Source organism: Corallococcus sp. CA054B (assembly GCF_003611625.1).
In the GTDB taxonomy this organism is placed as follows: Bacteria; Myxococcota; Myxococcia; order Myxococcales; family Myxococcaceae; genus Corallococcus; species Corallococcus coralloides.
In genome coordinates this window covers 1-17033 of record NZ_RAVY01000207.1, presented here as the reverse complement: position 1 = coordinate 17033, position 17033 = coordinate 1, and the positions used below count along the sequence as shown (strand labels likewise).

Annotated in this window: 14 protein-coding genes and 1 pseudogene; 6 read left to right on the top strand and 9 right to left on the bottom strand. The window is 67.5% G+C overall.

Going from position 1 to position 17033, the window contains the following annotated elements; all coding sequences use genetic code 11:
* The 3 genes from D7V80_RS34190 to D7V80_RS34180 form a co-directional block, all read left to right on the top strand.
* A partial coding sequence (locus D7V80_RS34190; protein WP_120592082.1) for a CBS domain-containing protein occupies positions 1-515 on the top strand: 515 nt, incomplete at its 5' end.
* Between the two features lie 138 nt (positions 516-653).
* The gene (locus D7V80_RS34185) at positions 654-1142 is read left to right on the top strand and encodes a serine/threonine protein kinase (RefSeq protein WP_120592084.1); all 489 of its coding nucleotides are present in this window, start codon (positions 654-656) and stop codon (positions 1140-1142) included.
* 75 nt (positions 1143-1217) lie between these two features.
* Positions 1218-1685 (top strand): hypothetical protein, encoded by a 468-nt coding sequence (locus tag D7V80_RS34180; protein WP_120592081.1) that lies wholly within the window; start codon positions 1218-1220, stop codon positions 1683-1685.
* 200 nt (positions 1686-1885) lie between these two features.
* Here D7V80_RS34180 and D7V80_RS41545 read toward each other — a convergent pair whose 3' ends face one another.
* The 5 genes from D7V80_RS41545 to D7V80_RS43730 form a co-directional block, all read right to left on the bottom strand.
* Positions 1886-2836, bottom strand: a complete 951-nt coding sequence (locus D7V80_RS41545; RefSeq protein ID WP_147447302.1) for a hypothetical protein — start codon at positions 2834-2836, stop codon at positions 1886-1888.
* Positions 2836-3966 (bottom strand): DUF3696 domain-containing protein, encoded by a 1131-nt coding sequence (locus D7V80_RS34175; protein WP_120592080.1) that lies wholly within the window; start codon positions 3964-3966, stop codon positions 2836-2838. The genes D7V80_RS41545 and D7V80_RS34175 overlap by 1 nt, the downstream gene beginning before the upstream one ends.
* A 5-nt stretch (positions 3967-3971) precedes the next feature.
* The gene (locus D7V80_RS34170; protein ID WP_120592079.1) at positions 3972-5099 is read right to left on the bottom strand and encodes a DUF262 domain-containing protein; all 1128 of its coding nucleotides are present in this window, start codon (positions 5097-5099) and stop codon (positions 3972-3974) included.
* Positions 5100-5110: 11 nt separating this feature from the next.
* Positions 5111-6490: a hypothetical protein gene (locus tag D7V80_RS34165; RefSeq protein WP_120592078.1), complete on the bottom strand. Its 1380-nt coding sequence runs from the start codon at positions 6488-6490 to the stop codon at positions 5111-5113.
* Positions 6491-6579: 89 nt separating this feature from the next.
* Entirely contained in the window at positions 6580-6960 is a 381-nt protein-coding gene (locus D7V80_RS43730) for a hypothetical protein (RefSeq protein WP_147447301.1), read from the bottom strand.
* A gap of 463 nt (positions 6961-7423) precedes the next feature.
* On the opposite strand from D7V80_RS43730, the gene D7V80_RS34155 reads away from it, so the two are divergent.
* The 3 genes from D7V80_RS34155 to D7V80_RS34145 all read left to right on the top strand — a co-directional run bounded on the left by D7V80_RS34155 (position 7424) and on the right by D7V80_RS34145 (position 10793).
* On the top strand, positions 7424-8419 hold the full coding sequence (locus tag D7V80_RS34155) for a class I SAM-dependent methyltransferase (RefSeq protein ID WP_120592076.1): 996 nt from the start codon (positions 7424-7426) through the stop codon (positions 8417-8419).
* A gap of 94 nt (positions 8420-8513) precedes the next feature.
* Entirely contained in the window at positions 8514-9317 is an 804-nt protein-coding gene (locus tag D7V80_RS34150; RefSeq protein WP_120592075.1) for a hypothetical protein, read from the top strand.
* Positions 9318-9362: 45 nt separating this feature from the next.
* Positions 9363-10793, top strand: coding sequence for a wax ester/triacylglycerol synthase family O-acyltransferase (locus tag D7V80_RS34145; protein ID WP_120592083.1), 1431 nt, complete (start codon positions 9363-9365; stop codon positions 10791-10793).
* 4 nt (positions 10794-10797) lie between these two features.
* Here D7V80_RS34145 and D7V80_RS34140 read toward each other — a convergent pair whose 3' ends face one another.
* The 4 genes and pseudogenes from D7V80_RS34140 to D7V80_RS34125 all read right to left on the bottom strand — a co-directional run.
* Complete coding sequence (locus D7V80_RS34140; protein WP_120592074.1) at positions 10798-12135, bottom strand: FAD-binding oxidoreductase; 1338 nt, start codon at positions 12133-12135, stop codon at positions 10798-10800.
* 181 nt (positions 12136-12316) lie between these two features.
* Positions 12317-13708, bottom strand: a complete 1392-nt coding sequence (locus D7V80_RS34135; protein WP_120592073.1) for a sigma-54 dependent transcriptional regulator — start codon at positions 13706-13708, stop codon at positions 12317-12319.
* Positions 13705-15237 (bottom strand): ATP-binding protein, encoded by a 1533-nt coding sequence (locus D7V80_RS34130; protein WP_120592072.1) that lies wholly within the window; start codon positions 15235-15237, stop codon positions 13705-13707. Before D7V80_RS34130 ends, D7V80_RS34135 begins: the two co-directional genes overlap by 4 nt.
* Before the next feature lie 16 nt (positions 15238-15253).
* Positions 15254-17033 (bottom strand): annotated as a pseudogene (locus D7V80_RS34125) (FrgA protein); the annotation flags it as partial.

Genomic DNA, 17033 nt, shown 5'->3' with positions numbered 1-17033 from the left:
CGCTGAACCCGTTCACGCTGGTGGTGGCGTTCTTCGTGCTGATGGGGGCGGAGGGGGAGTCGCGGCAGGTGCGGATGAAGGCGCTGCTGGAGCGCGTGAATGTGGAAGCGCTGATGACGCCCCGGATGGTGGGCGTGGACCTGGACCTGTCGATGCAGGACGCGCACTGGGCGCTCAGGCACGAGCACGTGAGCATGTTGCCGGTGACGAGCGCGGGGCGGCCGGTGGGGCGGGTGACGTGGGCCGCGGCGCAGGCGGTGCCGGAGGCGCAGCGCGGAGGCTACGTGGTGCGCGACGCGATGGAGGACGGCGTGGTGGCGGACCTGCGCGAGGACGGGTGGGCGGCGCTGCGAAGGATGGCGGAGGCGCGCGTGCCCATGGCCGCGGTGGTGGACGAGGACGGGCTGCTCGCGGGGACGTTGGATTGGAATGACATCCAGCGGGGACTGGCGCGCGCGGAGGAGGCGGAGCGCCAGCGGACGGGGACGGGGTTGCCTCGCGAGCGGACGGCGTAGGTTGGATGGAAGGCGTCCGCCGAACTGGGGGGTGGTCAGTTGGCGGATCTGGCCCTTCAGATCTTCCGTGAGGATGGGCTCCTCCAGGTCGCCGTGGCGATGGACATGCACTCGTTCGGCAGTAGAAAAGTCGCCCCCATGCCCATGACACAGGCCCTGCTGCTCGGCACTTTTGTCCTGCTTGCTGCGTCTTCTGGATGTACCAGCAGCGGAGTGTCGCTGCGCCCCGATGGAACTCCGGGTCCGCAGGAGTGCTCGGAGGAAGCCAAGCGGACGATGCGTGCCTTGAAGTTGCGTGTGGGGGATGCGCAATTGGTCGAACTGGACGCGAACCAGATTGGTTCACGGCGTCCCACTCTCTATGACGGTCCGATTGAGAGCATCCTCGAGGATGACTTCGGCACGTTGGAGGCGACGACCCGTTTGTATGGGCAGGTCTGGACGAGCGGCCCGCAGGTCGTCATCCGGTACTACGAGGCCCATCCACCGGACAGCGAGAAGTTCCCCATCTGTGCCGTGGCCCGGCTCAGCCAGGACCAGATGCGGAAGAGTCCGGACTCGAAGCCTGGGATGGCGATCCTTGAAGGCTCCACCGCGGCGGCCTATGTCGTTGATGCGTTTCGGTAGGGGACGGCGTCGCGCTCCGGGTGAATAGGTCCACGCCGGCCACGTCGGGACGGGTGTCTCCCACAAGGAAGCCCCATGAAGAGCCTGCTGGTTGGAATGATGTTGGCGTCGACGCTGGGTGCCGGTCCGTCGAAGACGGTGGAGCTGGTGGGCACGGTGCACAGCGAGGACATCGGCAACCAGAGCTCCCGCCGGACCACGTGGCTGCCCACGCAGCCCAAGCGCATCGAGCAGTTCGAGTTCCACCTGAAGCGCCCCATGAAGGCCGTGCAGTTGGAGTACCAGTGCCACCTCCAGGACATCGGTGATTCGGGGTGGCTGCCCGAGGGCACGCCGTGCGGAACGCAGGGCGAGTCACGACGCCTGGAGGCCTTCGGCATCCGGCTTCGCGGCGAAGGGGCGCACCTGTACACCGTGCGCTACTGGTGCAAGGTGGAGGGCATGGAGCGCCCTATGGGCCCGCTCACGGACGGCGCGATGTGCGGCACCACGGGCGAGAGCCGCAAGCTGTTGGGCATGCAGGTGGAACTGGTGCGCAAGTAGCCTGGACGCAAAGAGCGCTAAAGACACGACGGCCCGCCCTGGGAGTTCCCGGAGCGGGCCGTTGGCTTGTACGTAGTTAGCTTGATAAAAATGTCAGCAAATGGGGCGAATTTCTACCGAGCAGATTGCCGTAGTCAGTCTCGTCAAAAATTTATCTCGAGTGGTGCCTTGTATTTGAATGCCAACGCGAGTGCGATAAGTCAGTCGCCTGGGAGCGGCAGATGGCTCGTGAATATGCCGACGATGACACTGCCTTCGGATGATTTCGTGCCAGGATGAATGTGTATCCTGTCGATATGTGGCTCGATTTTCATGTGCCAGTCAAACACGAGAAAGTCGCCAGAGTATTTCATTTTTCGAAACGAGCAGTAGTGGTTGTCGTCTATTGTTTCTTTTGTTTCCGTGCTGATGGAAATGCCTAGCGCTTGGAACTCCCGTTCAATGAGCAGATGTTCTCGCATGGCAAAAATACGTGAGCCGTGATCGTTTAGTACGGACAGGTGATGTACAACTGCCTCGCGACGCTCGCGAAATGGTCGACTAAAGTTCCTGAGGCCGCGCCATGTGTTTTCTGCAAAATGCAGATCTGGGAATGCTGATTTCGCGAATTGCGCGAACGTAGTGTCGTCGGCATTTTCAGTCGTTATTAGTTCTCGGAAAAAATCCAGATGCGATGAGTTGCTGTTTACGTAGTGGATATGGAGAGTGGGGCCCGTTGCGACTGTGACGGGCAGCATGCCGACACGACCTGATGACTTAGGTGTAAGGCATGCTATGTTTTTGTTGTCTTGGGCTTCCTGCCACGCATGAACCGCAGAGGGCGCAAGCAGGGGACTGCCGGCTACCGTAGCCGTGAAGTCAGTCAGGCTTGTATCGCTAAACGTATTGCTGGAGATTTGATCCATCTGTCGTATTAAGCGCTGCCTCACATCTCTGTGCAAATTACGTCGATTGTCGGCGTCGTAAAGAAGGCTGGTGAGTGAGTCCGAGCCAACGAGGGCAATGTCCCAAATTCCATCGTATATGGAGATTCCTTCCTTGCGTTTCCGAATAATTTGGAGCCTATCGGTTAAGGAGTCGAGGCTCTCTTCGAGTTCCTGTTTTGGTAAATCAGCATTGGACCAAGGAGCATCATCTAGAACGAATCGCATTATCCTGGTCCACGTCTCCTGGAACGAGCCAAGTCCGCAAGATCTAGATCCATTTGATCAAAGAAGCCATTCGGCCAAGTAGAAAGATCGCCACGCGAAGTTAGGTCGATGGTTGTAGAGCGGGCTGTGCCATTTTCTTCGGAGTCGAAGAAGTGGACTATGGCGTTGTCTGATAACAGCGTCCTATCGACGCCGATGCTGCGACGGATGCCGTTAAGCAAATGGTCGCTATGGGTTTCGATGATCGTCTGAACGCCATCGGCGGCGACCCTGGCCAAAAATGCACCCATGTTTGATTGGCCAGAGGGATGCAAATGTGCTTCAGGGTTTTCAACCAATAGCAGAGAGCCTGGTGGCGCCAGTAGCGCAGCAGCAACAATGGGCAGCGCGTAGGAAACGCCGAACCCCATGTTTGTAGGCCGAGTTCTATCGACGGGCTCTCCTGGCTCTCTAAATCTGATGAGTGTTACTCCGCTTCCTGGGATCCATTCGGCGTCGAGTTCAATGGGACGTACAATACTGCTTAGCCAAAACTCAGTTTGCTTTCGGAGTGTGGTTGCGCCTCCTTCGCTGTCGGTGACTGGATGAATTCGATTTGGAGAGACGTTTTCGCGTTCAAGGATGGAGAGGACCTGTGCAGAGAATTCACCTTGATGGCCAACGTGCAGGTCTCTGTGTGCTATGGAGCTTGCGCCAAGCACATCCCGTGGGCCAAGGCGCTCCGCGCTGAGATACGCAAACTGACGTGCCTCATTGGCAAGTGCGCTAGGTGGCGAAACCGGCCTTTCTTTGACTCTTAAATTTAAGCTGCGCTCATCCTCGATGCCGAACCGCCATGTGGCAGTGGCGCTTTGGTTGTCTTCGAGTGTGAGAACTATTCCTTCGGTTGGCTCGGCGTCTCTGTGAAGTATGTCCTGCGATTCGCCCAGCTGGAGTCCTTGTGGTCCGTTTAGTTGTACGAAGTCCGGAGGCGGAGCTCCGGCGGATGCTTGTCGTGCGAGGATCAGGCTGTGCAGAATTGAGGTCTTTCCTCCTCCATTGATTCCTGTGAGGACTGTGAGGTCGCGCAGAGCAATGTTTAATGTCCGGAACCTCTTGAAGTTTGTAAGTGAGAGCTTGCGAAGAGGCATGGTTGTTAGCTCAGAATTTCTTGCGCAACTCGAATGCGTAGTTTGACGCGAGCCAAGTCCGCCGTTGCTGCGGTAATTGCTGATTCGTATTCTTTGTCGTTTGCGAACCTGTATCGAAGCTTGGAGATGATCTGCTCTTTCCTTGGGAGCAGCAAGGCTGAGTCTTTATCGGCTAGCGCAAGCGACCAGCTCTCGAATAGTGACCTGTTCAGAGGAAAACGACGGGAGTTGCCCGCCGGCCATTTGCGGAAAGCATGTTCTCCAAATAGAGCATGTGCGTTCTCCATGGCGTGATTGAATTTCTCCTCGATCTTGGCGAGCTCCTTGTCGCTAAGATCTTGAGGATCATCAATACGCTTCGTGCATGCTATCAAATAGTCGTCAACTGATTCTGCGCGTTCATACGTCTGTAGATCAGGATCGAGATACAGAGCTACGAAGCGGAGTGCCATTTCCTGGCTGTTCATACGCAGGTCCGCCTTGAGAGCGTCGGCTGTTGCCAGTTCAAAAGCTCTGGATGTGGCCATTCGCTTAAGGAGGCTTCGGGAGCGCGGACGACTCAGCGCGTGGCGTATTTCCTGGGCGGTTAGTGGTTCTCCGCCTGTGTTGATTCGTTTGAAAATGTTGAACTTCACTTCTGAAGGCGTTTCAGGCTCGATGACGTTTACAAAAATCTGCGTTTGATGAAAGCGGCGCCGAAATGTCGGTTCCAGATCTCTCCAGAATTTATTGTTTAGATCTGTCAGGTACTCCAGATTCGTCAGTTCGAATTTGTTGTTTGTGAATCCGGTTATTGACGATAGGCGTTGGACGCCATCGACAATTTGCATGCGGCCATTGCGGTCGGCGTTGAAGTAGAATGCAGGCAGTGGGATGCCGAGTAGTATGGATTCGATGAGTCTTGATTTTTGTTTTTCATTCCATACGGAGGGTCGTTGAAAATCCGGGGTGAGGTCGATTGTTGAGTCTGCAATGTCGTCAATTGCCTGCCTCAGAGACCAGGGCTTGGTCGTTACACGGATCTTTTTGGGATCCCAAGGTATCTTGCGGGGCGGAGCGCCAAGAGGCTCAGGCTCTAGCTCAGTCGAGGAGTTTTCGTCAGGACTGCTTGGGTCGGAGAATTTAATTGTCATTTTTGATTTGATTAAGGCTGTGCAGGCAGCGCCCAATATAGAAAGAAACGATGCGCGCCGTTGGGCGCGCTGTCCAGCCAGCCGGTGATGCTGTCGCTCTTCGCGAGCAGGGGGCCCAGCTCCGTGCTCGCTCCGAAGAACGCGGCCAGGCGCTCGTCGCCCATCACGTCCATCAGCGACACCTGGGACAGGCCCCGGGCCAGCTTCTTTGGATCCAACGTGAACTCCACCGCGCGCTTCAGCGGCCCGCCCTTCTCCGGCAGCGCCGCGAGCATTGTCTGCGTCACCGTGGAGTCATTGCCGAACACCAACTGCTTGCCCTTGAGCCGCACGTAGACGCTGCCGCCCTTGGCCTCCATCGCGTAGCCGTCCTCCAGCGCCTTCGCTCCCGGGAACTTCGCCAGTGGCGCCAGCGCCGCCTTCACCGCCGCCGCGTCCGTCACCTCCGCCGCCAGCGCCTGCTTCGCCGCGAAGAAGCGCACCTCCGGCTTGCGCAGCGAACCGCGCACCGCCACCGAATCCACGCCGAACAACACCTGCCCCGTCAGCTGCTTCGCCAGCGCGTCCGTCACCGCCTTCACGTCCTCCGCCGGGCACGTGGGACACACCGTCCGCACCGCGTCCGCCACGGACTCCACCGCCTGCGCCACGCCCGTGGGCGCCACCTGCGCCCTGGCGAAGAGCAGGCCCGCGGGGGACATGGCGCCGTAGGGGCTCGTGCCCTTGGTCTGGAAGGGCGGCAGCGGCAGCTTCGTCGCCGTGCCCTCCACCTTCAGCCCCGTCGCCGTGCCGTCCAGCGCTACCACGCCGTCCTTCGTGGACACGAACAGCACGCCCGGCACCGCGGCCATCCTCGCGTCCGCGGCCGGCGCCTTCTGCGCCACCAGCTTCGCGGCCTCCTTGCGGAGCGCGTCGTCCGAGTCCGTGCTCAGGAAGGCACAGGCCTCCTGGCCCTTGATGACGTAGCCGCCGAAGCCGCCCGTGGGGCCTGGCGCGCGCAGCGTCGTCACGCCCTTCACCGTGCCCGCCTTCACGTCGCCGTTGCGCGCGAGCACGTTCGCCGTCGCTTCCTGGAACACCTTCGCGTCCTTCACCCGCGTGCACGCGATGCGGCCGTCCTTCCGCATGGACACCGTCAGCGGCCCCGTCACGTCGATGCCCTGCGCCTCCATCACCTCCGGCTTCCCGAGGTCGAGCCGCAGGATGGGGTGCAGCTCGCCGCGCCAGGCCTCCGGGTTCAGCATCTGCGAGTACGTCCCGGCGCGCGTCAGGAACGCGTTCAACCCCTGGAGCTGATCCAACTGCGGAGCGTGGAGGACCGTCACCGTGGAGGCGGCGACGCGAGGCGCGGGTGCGGCCGCCAGCGTGGCGGCAAGTGCGAGGGCGAGCATGCCCCCACCTGAAAGCGCCCCACCGTCCCTGTCAAGGCACTCCCACCCGGGACGCCCACCACCAACGTCCGCGCGGCGCCCCGCTCGCCCTACGCCGGAAGACGCCCTGCGTTGGCCCAGTCAATCATCCGCTCCGCCAGCTCCTCCGCGTTGCGGCGCAGGTAGGCCAGCTGCAACACCTCGTCGTCCGTGCACGCCAGCGCCATGCGCACCCGCAGGCCGTCCACGAACCGCAGCACCTGCCCGATGCTCAGCGACGCCCGGTCCTCCAGCGCCCCCGCGAACCCCGCCACCTCCGCCTCCGCCGTGAAGCCCTCCGCCAGCAGCGCCGCGACGAGCACCGACCTCGCCACCCGGTGCTCGCGCGCCCTCGCGTCCTGAAGCTGGAGCCGCCACGGCTGCGCCTCCCAGCACGCCGCGCCCCCGACGCTCGCCACCAGCTCCCGCCCGCCCTGTGTCCGCGATTCCATCGCTCGCATCATCCGTGCCCCCTCTTCCATCGAGACCTGGGTCCATCCACGGGCGTGACCGGCAGCCTTCCTCCCGTCCACGAGCAGGGCTCGCGAATGAGCGGCTTTCCGGAATAGACGCATTCCGCCTGCTTTCTTGCCCGCCCGGAGGGATGCTTGGACTGTCATTCGCGGACGCTCCCGTGCAGGTGGAAAGCCTCTCGCCGGCGCCGTCTCCAGGTCGCCGGCGAGAGGTCACCGGGAGCCCGGTGCCTTCCTGCTTTGAGGGATTGTCGCGAGGCGGTGCGAGTGGATTGCGCCCCCAGTACGGGGACGGATGTTCACGCGGGGACAGAGAGCGGCCCTCGGGACGGATAGGTGGAAAGCCGGGATTTACCGCATCCTCCGGAGTCCGGTTCCGGGGGACGGGGTGGTCGGCCGCGTCTTTGTCGGGACCGTCACGGCCTTCCGGGGGGAAGCCACCATGTCGAATCTGCTCGACCTGCCGCGTCAGGCGTTGATGGACCTGCGCTCGCGTCTCAGGCACCTGCCGCTCGTGTCCCAGCTGCACCGCCGGCACGCGCCCAACAGCCTGTCCCTGTCCAGTCCGGCGCCGCAAGACTCCGTCCTGGCGGATCCGCAACGCGTGGAGATGTGGCGCCGCGCGGTGGAGCGCTACGTGCGCCCCAACCAGGTGGTGGTGGACGTGAAGGCCGGCACCGGCCTGCGCACCTTCCTCGCCGCGCACCAGAACCCGCGCAAGCTGTACGCGGTGGATGACTCGCGTCTGTTGGACACCACGCAGTGGGTGGCCCGCCGCAACGGCCTGGACCGCATCGACTTCGTGCGCGAGCCCACCTGGCACTTCCAACCGCAGGAGAAGGCGGACGTGCTGCTGCATGAGCTCCTGGGAGATGCGCTGCTCGACGCGGGGCTCGTGCCCCGGATGCTGGACTTGCGCACGCGCCTGCTCAAGCCCGGCGGCCGCATCCTCCCCAACCGCTTCGAGGTCTACGTGGAGCCCGTGCAGCTGCGCGAGGAGGCATGCGTCCCGTTCATCTGGACGCAGCACCTGCCCCACGTGGACTTCCGCTGCCTCCAGTCGCTGCGCGAGGCGATGAGCCCGTCGTACTTCACGCGGCTGGTGCGCTCGTATGAGGTGGACCACCTGCTGTGTGAGCCGGAGCCCGCGTTCGGGTTCGACCTGGAGACGATGCGCGCGGAGGGGCTGCCCTCGCGCGTGCGCATCCAGCGGCCGGTGGAGGAGGACGGGCGGGTGGACGGCTTCTGCCTCTTCTACAAGGTCGCCTTCGACGCGGAGCTGGCCTTCGACGTGTCTCCGATGCGCGAGCGCAACACCACGGCGATGACGCTCCTGCGCGTGGAGCCTCGCGAGTTCAGCCGCTACGACACGCTGGACTTCGAGCTGGAGCTGCCCAATCCGTCCGACCCGCGCACCTGGCGGTGGCAGTTCACCTGACGGCAGTGCCGGAGCCCGGAGTGATGCCCGGTGGACAGCCGTCCTGTCGCCGGGTGTCGCCGGAGGTGGGCGCACTGCCTAGCTTGCAGGGCGCATGCGACCGTTCCGACTCCTCGTCCTGCTTCTCGTTTCCGTCGCCGCGCTGCCCGCGGCGGCCCAGGCTCCCCGCACCGTCGCGGGCGTGTGTGGCCGCACCAACTGGGTCTGCGTGTCGGAGTGCATCGACGCGGAGTGCGTCGACAAGTGCATGCGCGAGGGGTGTGAGGACGCGCTCAAGCGGCTGAAGGCCTGCACCAGCAAGGCGGCGTGCGCGCCGGACGACACGGCGTGCGCGGCGAAGTCGTGCGGCCTCACCTGCGAGAAGTCCTTCGAGCCCGCGCCCAAGAGCCCGGAGAAGCTGGTGACGAGCCCGTGCGAGGGCGACAAGGCGCCCAAGGGCACGGCGGTCCCGGAAGAGCTGGTGGGCACGTGGGTGCTGTCCGCGGCGAGCATCCCGGACACGGAGCAGGGGCAGGAAGAGCGCCTCGACGTGCAGCCCCGGTCCGACTACGCGCGGGCGTTGCAGATCACTCCGAGTGGGTGCTTCGTGATGCGGACGAGGCTGGATGACGCGACGCTCGGGCGCGGCAGCACGCTGGATGTTCGCGCGTGGGGCCGGCTGGAGGTGAAGGACAAGAAGCACCTGGCGCTGCGCACGCAGGATGGTCAGGCGGTGGGACCGGTGTGCGGCAAGGAGCGCGTGGTGCCCCTGACCAAGGGCAAGTTCAAGGGCGGGGACTTCACCTACGTCATCGAAGAGAAGGACTCGCTCATCCTCACGGTGCCGGGTGCCACCCGGCAGACGTTCCAGTTCGAGCGGGAGAAGCAGGAGGCGCCGGAGCCGCAACCCAAGCCTTGAGGAGGAACCTTGCCCCCACTGGGGCGCACGGGTGAGAAGGGCGCCATGGCAGGTCGCGAGCGGATGGCGAGCATTGATGCGGCGTGGCTCCAGATGGAGGAGCCCGCGAACCTGATGATGATCACCGCGGTGCTGTGGTTCGACGGCGCCATGGATTTGGAGCGTCTGCGCGCGGTGGTGCGTGAGCGGCTGGTGGAGCGCTACCCCCGCTTCCGGCAGCGCGTGGTGCCCGGACCGCTGGGCGCGCCGCACTGGGAGGACGCGCAGGACTTCGAGCTGGAGGAGCACCTGTCCACGCTGCGCGTGCCGGAGTCGGCGGGACGCGAGGGGCTGGAGGCGCTCGTCGGGGACTGGCTGGGCGTGCCGTTGGACCGCTCCCGTCCGCTGTGGCACTTCCACCTGGTGCGCGGCGCGCAGGGTGGGGACGTGCTGCTCGCGCGGCTGCACCACTGCATCGCGGATGGCATCGCGCTCGCGAGGGTGCTGCTGTCCCTCACGGATCCGGTGGACGCGGGCGCTGAGGTGCCGGATACGGAGGCCGGCGCGGCACGAGCGGCCGCGCCTGGAAGCCTGGAGGCTCACGACGAAGACTCCAGCGCGGTCACGCCTTCCGAACCGGAGCGGCGGCCAGGCCCTCCCGGCTGGCTGCGGCTGGCGCGGGGCGCCCGCTCCGCGCTGCGCAAGGGCGCGGAAATGGTGCGCGAGCCCATCCTCGCGGGCGACCTCGTTCGCGAGGGCGCGAAGGGGGCGGCCGCGCTGGGCAAGCTGCTGGTGCTGCCTCCCGATCCTCGCACTCCCTTGCGTGGGCCTTTGAGCCCCCGGAAGGTGGCCGCGTGGTCGGAGCCCATTGCGTTGGAGCGGGTGAAGGCCGTGGGCAGGGCCCTGGGTGGCACGGTGAACGACGTGCTGCTCACGGTGGTGACGGGCGCGCTGCGGCGCTACCTGGCCACGCGGGACGCGCCGCTGGAGGACGTGCATGCGCTGGTGCCGGTGAACCTGCGGCCCATGGATGTGCCGGTGCCTCGCGAGCTGGGCAATCGCTTCGGCGTGGTGTTCCTGCGGCTCCCCGTGCACCTGGCGGAGCCCCGCCGCCGGCTTCGCGAAGTGATGAAGCGGATGGAGCACCTCAAGCGCTCGCCGGAGGCCGTGGTGATGTCCGGGATGCTGGAACTCCTGGGGCGCACGCCCGCGGCGCTGGAGCGCGCCGTCGTGGACGTGATGGGCACCAAGGCGTCGCTCGTCGCCACCAACGTGCCCGGGCCGCGCCAGCCGGTGTCGCTCGCGGGCAGCCGACTCGCGGGACTCACGTTCTGGGTCCCCCAGGCCGGCCACGTGGGCCTGGGGGTCAGTCTCTTCAGCTACGCGGGACAGGTCACCATGGGCGTGGCCTCGGATGCGTCACGCGTGCCCGACCCGGGGGCAATCATCGCCGCGTTCCAGGCGGAGCTGGACTCGCTGGCGACGCTGGCTCCCTGACGCGCTACTTCGCGAAGACCTTGTGCGGGTCGTACTTGCCGCGCACGTCCTTAAGCTTCGCGCGGATGGCGTCCGGCCAGGCGCTGTCGAAGTGCTGCGCGTCACGGACCTTGCCCATGAAGTTGATGCTCATCTCCGGCGACAGCCACGGCTTCAGCTCCGCGCGCAGGCCCTCCGTGGCGCCGGGCAGCACCGTCTCGAACAGCGGCGGGTGCATGCCCACCAGGCCGACGATGAAGTTGCCGCCGCGGCCGCCCACCGCGGAGCCGCCCGCCACGTCCTTCTGGCTGGCGCCGCCCAGGTGCCGCAGCTCCAGCATGAAGTATGGCGTCTGCACGCCCGCGCCCACGTGGCGCAGCAGCGTGGTGGCCAGGTCCTGGTCCACGTGGGTCAGCATCATGCCGTTCGTCCACACGGGGCTGGGCTTGTCCGGATCATTGTGGACGCGGGCAATCTGCGTCACGGGCAGCTCGCCCAGCATGTCCAGGTAGATGGGCGCCAGCGCGCGCAGGGGGGCCGCCAGCTTCGCGCCCTCTTCCGTGGAGCCCGGGAAGGCGAAGCGCAGGTTGATGACCGTGCGGCCCTGCAGCGGGGGCGGGATGAAGTCGAACGGCGGGAAGCGCATCACGGCGATGCTCGTGGACACGCGCGCGTCCGCCTCCGACGTCCACTTCACCCAGCCGCGCAGCACGGCCTCGATGTGCTCCTCCGCGAAGAAGAGGCTGCCCGCGTAGAGCGACCGCATCTCCACCAGCTTGAGCTTCACCTCCGTCACGATGCCGAAGCCGCCCTTGCCGCCGCGCAGGGCCCAGAACAGGTCCGGGTGCTGCTCGGCGCTCGCCTCCACCGTCTCCCCGTCAGAGGTGACGAGCGTGTAGCCCACGACGTAGTCGGAGCTGACGCCGTGGCTGCGCACCAGCGGCCCCAGGCCGCCGCCCAGGAGGTAGCCCACCACGCCCACGTTCGTGGACGAGCCCGCGATGGGCGCCAGGCCGTGCTTCGCCGCCTCCTCGATGACCGGCTCCCAGCGCGCGCCCGCGCCGATGGTGGCGATGCGCGTCGCGGGGTCGATGCTCACGTGGTTCAGCGCCTTCGTGGAGATGAGCACGCCTGAGGTGATGGACGCGTACGTCCCGTGCCCCGTGGCCAGCACCGACACGGGCAGCTGGTTCTCCCGGGCGAAGCGGATGGCCTCCGCCACGTCCTTCGTGGACTTCACCGCCACCACGTACTGCGGCGAATGCGTCACCAGCACGTTGAAGCCGGCGCTCTCCGGGGCATAGCCCGCGTCGTTGGGGGTGTAGACGGTGCCGCTCACGCGGCTGGCGAGGGACTGGGTCATGGGGCGTTGCTCCTTCGTGTCAGCCAGCCCCTGCGGGCTGGGAGGGGGACTCGGATGCGCTGAGGTACCGCGTCCAGGGAGTACGAGCGCGAAGCAGCATAAACCTGGAAGTCAGGTCCGTACACGGAAGCGCCGTGTGAAAACACGGCCCGGGTTTCAGCGGCCCGGCCTCCCGCCACCCCTACAACAGGCCGTGCTCCTCCAGCTTGTTGTAGAGCGTGCGCCGGCTCACCCCGAGCAGCCGCGCCGCCAGCGTGCGGTTGTCACCCGAGCGCTTCAGCGCGTCCACCAGCGCTTCCTTCTCCACGTCCTTGCGCCGTGACTCCAGCGTGACCGAGTCGGACGGTGAAGGAGGCATCGGCGCGGCGACGGGCGGTGGCGCGAGTCCCGGTTGGCGGGAGAGCTCGCGCGCCACGTCCTCGCCGGTGAGCATGGGCCCGTCGGAGAGCACCACCAGCCGCTCCAGGAAGTTCTGGAGCTGGCGCACGTTGCCGGGCCACGGCTGGGCCTGGAGCGCTCGCAGTCCGTCCTCGCTCAGGGTGAAGGGAGGGCGACCGTTGGTCCTGGCGTGCACGTCCAGGAAGTGGCGGGCGAGGGCCGCGATGTCCTCCGGCCGCTCGCGCAGTGTGGGCAGCCAGAGGGGCACCACGTTGAGCCGGTAGAAGAGGTCCTCGCGGAAGGTGCCCCGGCGCACGCCGTCCTCCAGGGACTGGTGCGTGGCCGCGATGAAGCGCACGTCGATCTTCACCGTCTGTGTTCCGCCCAGCCGTTCGAACTCGCGCTCCTGGAGCACGCGCAGGAGCTTCACCTGCACGGCGGGGGACACGTCGCCAATCTCGTCGAGGAACAGCGTGCCGCCATGCGCCAGCTCCACGCGTCCGGGCTTGCGCGTGGCCGCGCCGGTGAAGGCGCCCTTCTCGTAGCCGAACAGCTCGCTCTCCAGGAGCGTGTCCGGGAGCGCCGCGCAGTGCAGCTTCACGAAGGGCCCCGCGCGCCGGGGGCTGTTCTCGTGCAGGGCCCGCGCGGCCAGCTCCTTGCCCGTGCCGGACTCGCCCCTCAGCAGCACCGTGGCGGTGCCCTGGGCGGCCTTCACCAGCAGCGCCTTCACCTCCGTCATGGCGCGGCTCTGGCCCATGAGCAGGCTGTCCAGTCCGTCCGGCGCCTTGCCGGTGCCGCGCGTGGGCTCCGGATCCCGGCTCGCGTGGAGCAGGGCCTTCTTCAGTGAGAAGAGGAGCTCCTCGCGGTCGAAGGGCTTGAGCACGAAGTCCGCCGCGCCCGCCTTCATCGCCTCCACCGCGAGCGGCACCGTGCCGTGCGCCGTCATCAGCAGCACGGGCACGTCCGGCCAGCCGCGCCCCACCTCCGCGAGCAGCTCCATGCCGCTCATGCCCGGCATGCGCACGTCGCTCAGCACCACGTCGATGGGACGGCGCGCGAGCAGGGCCAGGGCGTCCTTCGCGTTGGAGGCCGGATGCGGGGTGAGGCCCGCCTGGGTGAGCAGCGCGCCCAGCACCTTGAGCAGCGCGGGATCATCATCGACCACCAGGACGTGGCCCTTCAGTGCTTCGCTCACGCGGCTTCTCCCTCGGATGCCGGGGCCTGGGAAACGGGGGCCGCCGGCAGGCGCAGGCGGAGGATGGTGCCATGGCCCTCGCCGCTCGTCAGGGACGCAGTGCCTCCGTGCGCCTCCGCCACGCGCCTCACGAAGGCCAGCCCCAGGCCGCTGCCCGTCGCCTTGGTGGTGAAGAAGTCGTCGAAGGCCCGCTCGCGCGTGCGCGCGTCCATGCCGCTGCCGGTGTCCTGCACCTCCACCCCCACCGCGCCGCCATCCCGCAGCGTGCGCACGGTGAGGGTGCCGCCCTCGGGCATGGCCTCGAAGGCGTTGCGCACCAGGTTCTCCAGCGCGTTGGCGAGCAGGTCCTCGTCCCCGGCGCACTCGGGCAGGTCGGGCGCGAGCTCCTTCTTGAGCTCCACCGCGCCCGGTGTCGCGAAGGCCTGGAGCGACAGCACTCCCTCCACCAGCCGGTTCAGGTCCAACGGCCGGCGCAGGGGTTCGACTCGCGCGAGGCGCTGGTACGTGCCCGCCACGCGGTCCAGGCGCTCCACCTGCTCCAGCAGCAGGTCGAGGAAGTCCCCGTGCGCGTCCCAGGAGTGGCCGCGCGCGTGCTCCTCTTTCAGGTACTGCGCGGCGCCCTTGAGCGCGGCGATGGGGTTCTTCAGGTCGTGCGCCATCTGCGCGGAGAAGCGGCCCAATGTGGCCAGCTGCTCCAGGCGCTCGCGCTGGGTGACGAAGGCGGTGACGCCTCGCCGCGCCGCCGCGAGCAGCGCGAAGGTGATGGCGGTGGTGCCCACGACCAGCGCCCCGGATTCAGCGGCGAAGACGCGGAAGAGCGTGAGGTAGGCGAACACTCCCACCAGCGCGAGCACCCCGGCGTGCACCGCCGCGCTCGTGGCCCGCGTGTCCTTGCCGAAGAGCTGGAAGCGCAGGGACGCGGTGGCCATCACCGGCAGGCCCAGCAGCGTGCCCACGTTGCCCAGCTTCGGCACGGGCAGGGCCATGTCCGCCGCCAGGTCCGTGAGCAGCAGCGCGACGAGCAGCGTGAGGCCCAGCAGCATCAGGCCCGCTCGCGCGCGCTCGTCCGGGGAGACCGCGTGGCGCAGGTGGCGCGTGAGCAGCACGAAGCCCGTGGTGAGGATGGGGATGACGCCCACGGCGACCGCGAGCCCGAAGCGGAAGGTGTTGATGCGCTCTTCCAGCGCGGGCACGCCCATGGCGATGAGCATGGTCAGCGCGAGCGCGCCCATCACCGCGTAGGTGCCGTAGAGGACCCGGGCGGAGCGGCGGCGGCGGCCCACGAACGCGAGGATGAAGTGCACCGCGCACGGCAGCGTCATCAGCGCCGCGGCGAAGCCCATCAGCCGCCAGCCGGTGTCCCCTGAACGCGCCAGCCCGAAGGCGGAGAAGTTCCAGGTGGACAGCGCGATGGACAGCAGCGACAGCGGCAGCGCGAGGGGGCTTCGTCCCACGCGGGCGAGCGCGATGCCGGCGAGCGCGAGCTGCCCCGCGCACGCCAGCAGGCTGACCCACATGGCGCCCGTCATCGCGCGCCTCCGAGACTCAGAGCATGCCCAGCCGGCGGGCGTTGGCGGGGTCGACCGCCGCGGACTCCCAGCGCCGCACCGCGGCCTCGCGCTCCGCGTCGGGCGCGTCCGCGTAGTAGCCCAGCGTGTCGTGCAGGGCGCGACTCAGCTCCTCGATGGCGGCGAGCCGCACGTCCAACTCGCGGTGGCGCAGCGCGGCCACCAGCCAGTCCGCGCGACGGCGGCTGCGGTTCTCCGCCCACCACGCCGACCACTGGCGCGGCTGGAGACCCAGCGTGGCGCGGGTGACTTCGCGCAGGGCCTCCGCGGCGGCCTGCGCGCACATGGCGTCGTCGCTGCCGGTGAGGTTGATGAGTCCCTCGATGGCGTCGCGGTCGTGCAGCGTGCCCAGCGCACGGGCCGCCAGCGAGCGGCGCAGCGCGTCCCGGCTCGCCAGCTCCTGGCGCAGGTCGCGCAGGGACGCGTCCAGGCGCGGCAGGTGCTTGAGCGCGGCGGCGGCGACTCGCGCGGCGCTGGAGATGTCCGGCTCCATGTCGAACAGGCCGCGCAGCACGCCGTCCACCAGCTCCGCGTAGGGCAGGTTGCCCGCGGTGAGCAGCGCCAGGTAGCGCGTGTCCGCGTCGTTCGAGTCCAACAGCGGCGCCAGCGCGACGGCCGCGGGGCGGCCCAGGCGCGACAGGGCGGCGGGGATGGGGCCCAGCTCGTCCGCTTCCGGCAGCTCCACGACGGGCAGCCGGCTCCAGGCGGTGGGGCCGGGGAAGTGCTGCGCGAGCACGCGGGCGCTGGCTTCCGGTGAGCGCGCCAGCTCCGCGATGGCGCTGGAGCGCTGGGACGCGTCCGGGCCGGTGAGCCGGCGCAGGAGCGGCGTGAAGTCCGGCGGCGGGAGCTCTTCCGGTGAGAGCACTCGCGGGGGCAGGGCGGCGGCGCGGCCCAGGTTGGCCACGCCTCCACGGCCGAAGACGGGGTTCCAGCCGAGCCCCGCGACCACGGCGGGCGCGGGCGCGGGCTGCACCGGGGCCGGGAAGCCGGGCACGTCCACGTCGATGGTGATGTCCTCTTCCGGCGCGCGCAGCTCGGACACGCGCTGCTTGCGGAAGAGGATGAGCTCCTGGAAGGCGGCCGGCAGGTCCTGGCAGAACAGGATGTAGTCGCTGAGCCGGCGCTGGCTCATCGGCTTCTGGCCGCAGTCGCCGTAGAGGATGGCCACGAGGCGGCCCTTCACCTCCACCGGGTACAGGAAGACGGTGCGCGGGGCCTGGCGGCCGAAGAGCTCCAGGTAGTGCCGCGTGAGCGCGTCCGGCGGCAGCGGGCCCGCGTAGCTGCCGCGCGTGACGGCGACGGTGCGGAAGACGCTGCTCGCGTCCAGGGGGATGGAGACCAGGGAGAGGGCGTTCGCGTCCAGGCCCTCACCGCGCGAGTCCCAGCCACCCGCGGCGCCGCGCACGACGGCGAAGGCGGCCACGTAGTCGAACGTGCGGCGGCCGAAGCGCAGCGCCACGTCCAGCAGGCGGTCCAGGTCTCGCGTCGACTCCCGCAGCGCGGAGCGGGCCTGGGGCAGCGTCCACTCCGGCACGGCGGCATCCGGCGCGCTGGAGGCACCCGGGACGGGAGCGGGCTCCGGCGCGCGAGGACGGTTCGCGCCCTGCGTGGACGCGGGGTTGCTGAAGATGATGAACGACGGCTCGCCCCGGGGCGCCGCCGGGGGAACCGGCGGCTGGGTCGGCGTGGCGGCCGGGGCCGAGCGGGCCTGCTGCTCGGGCGCGGGAGGCCACACCGCGGGACGGGCTCCCGGGGGC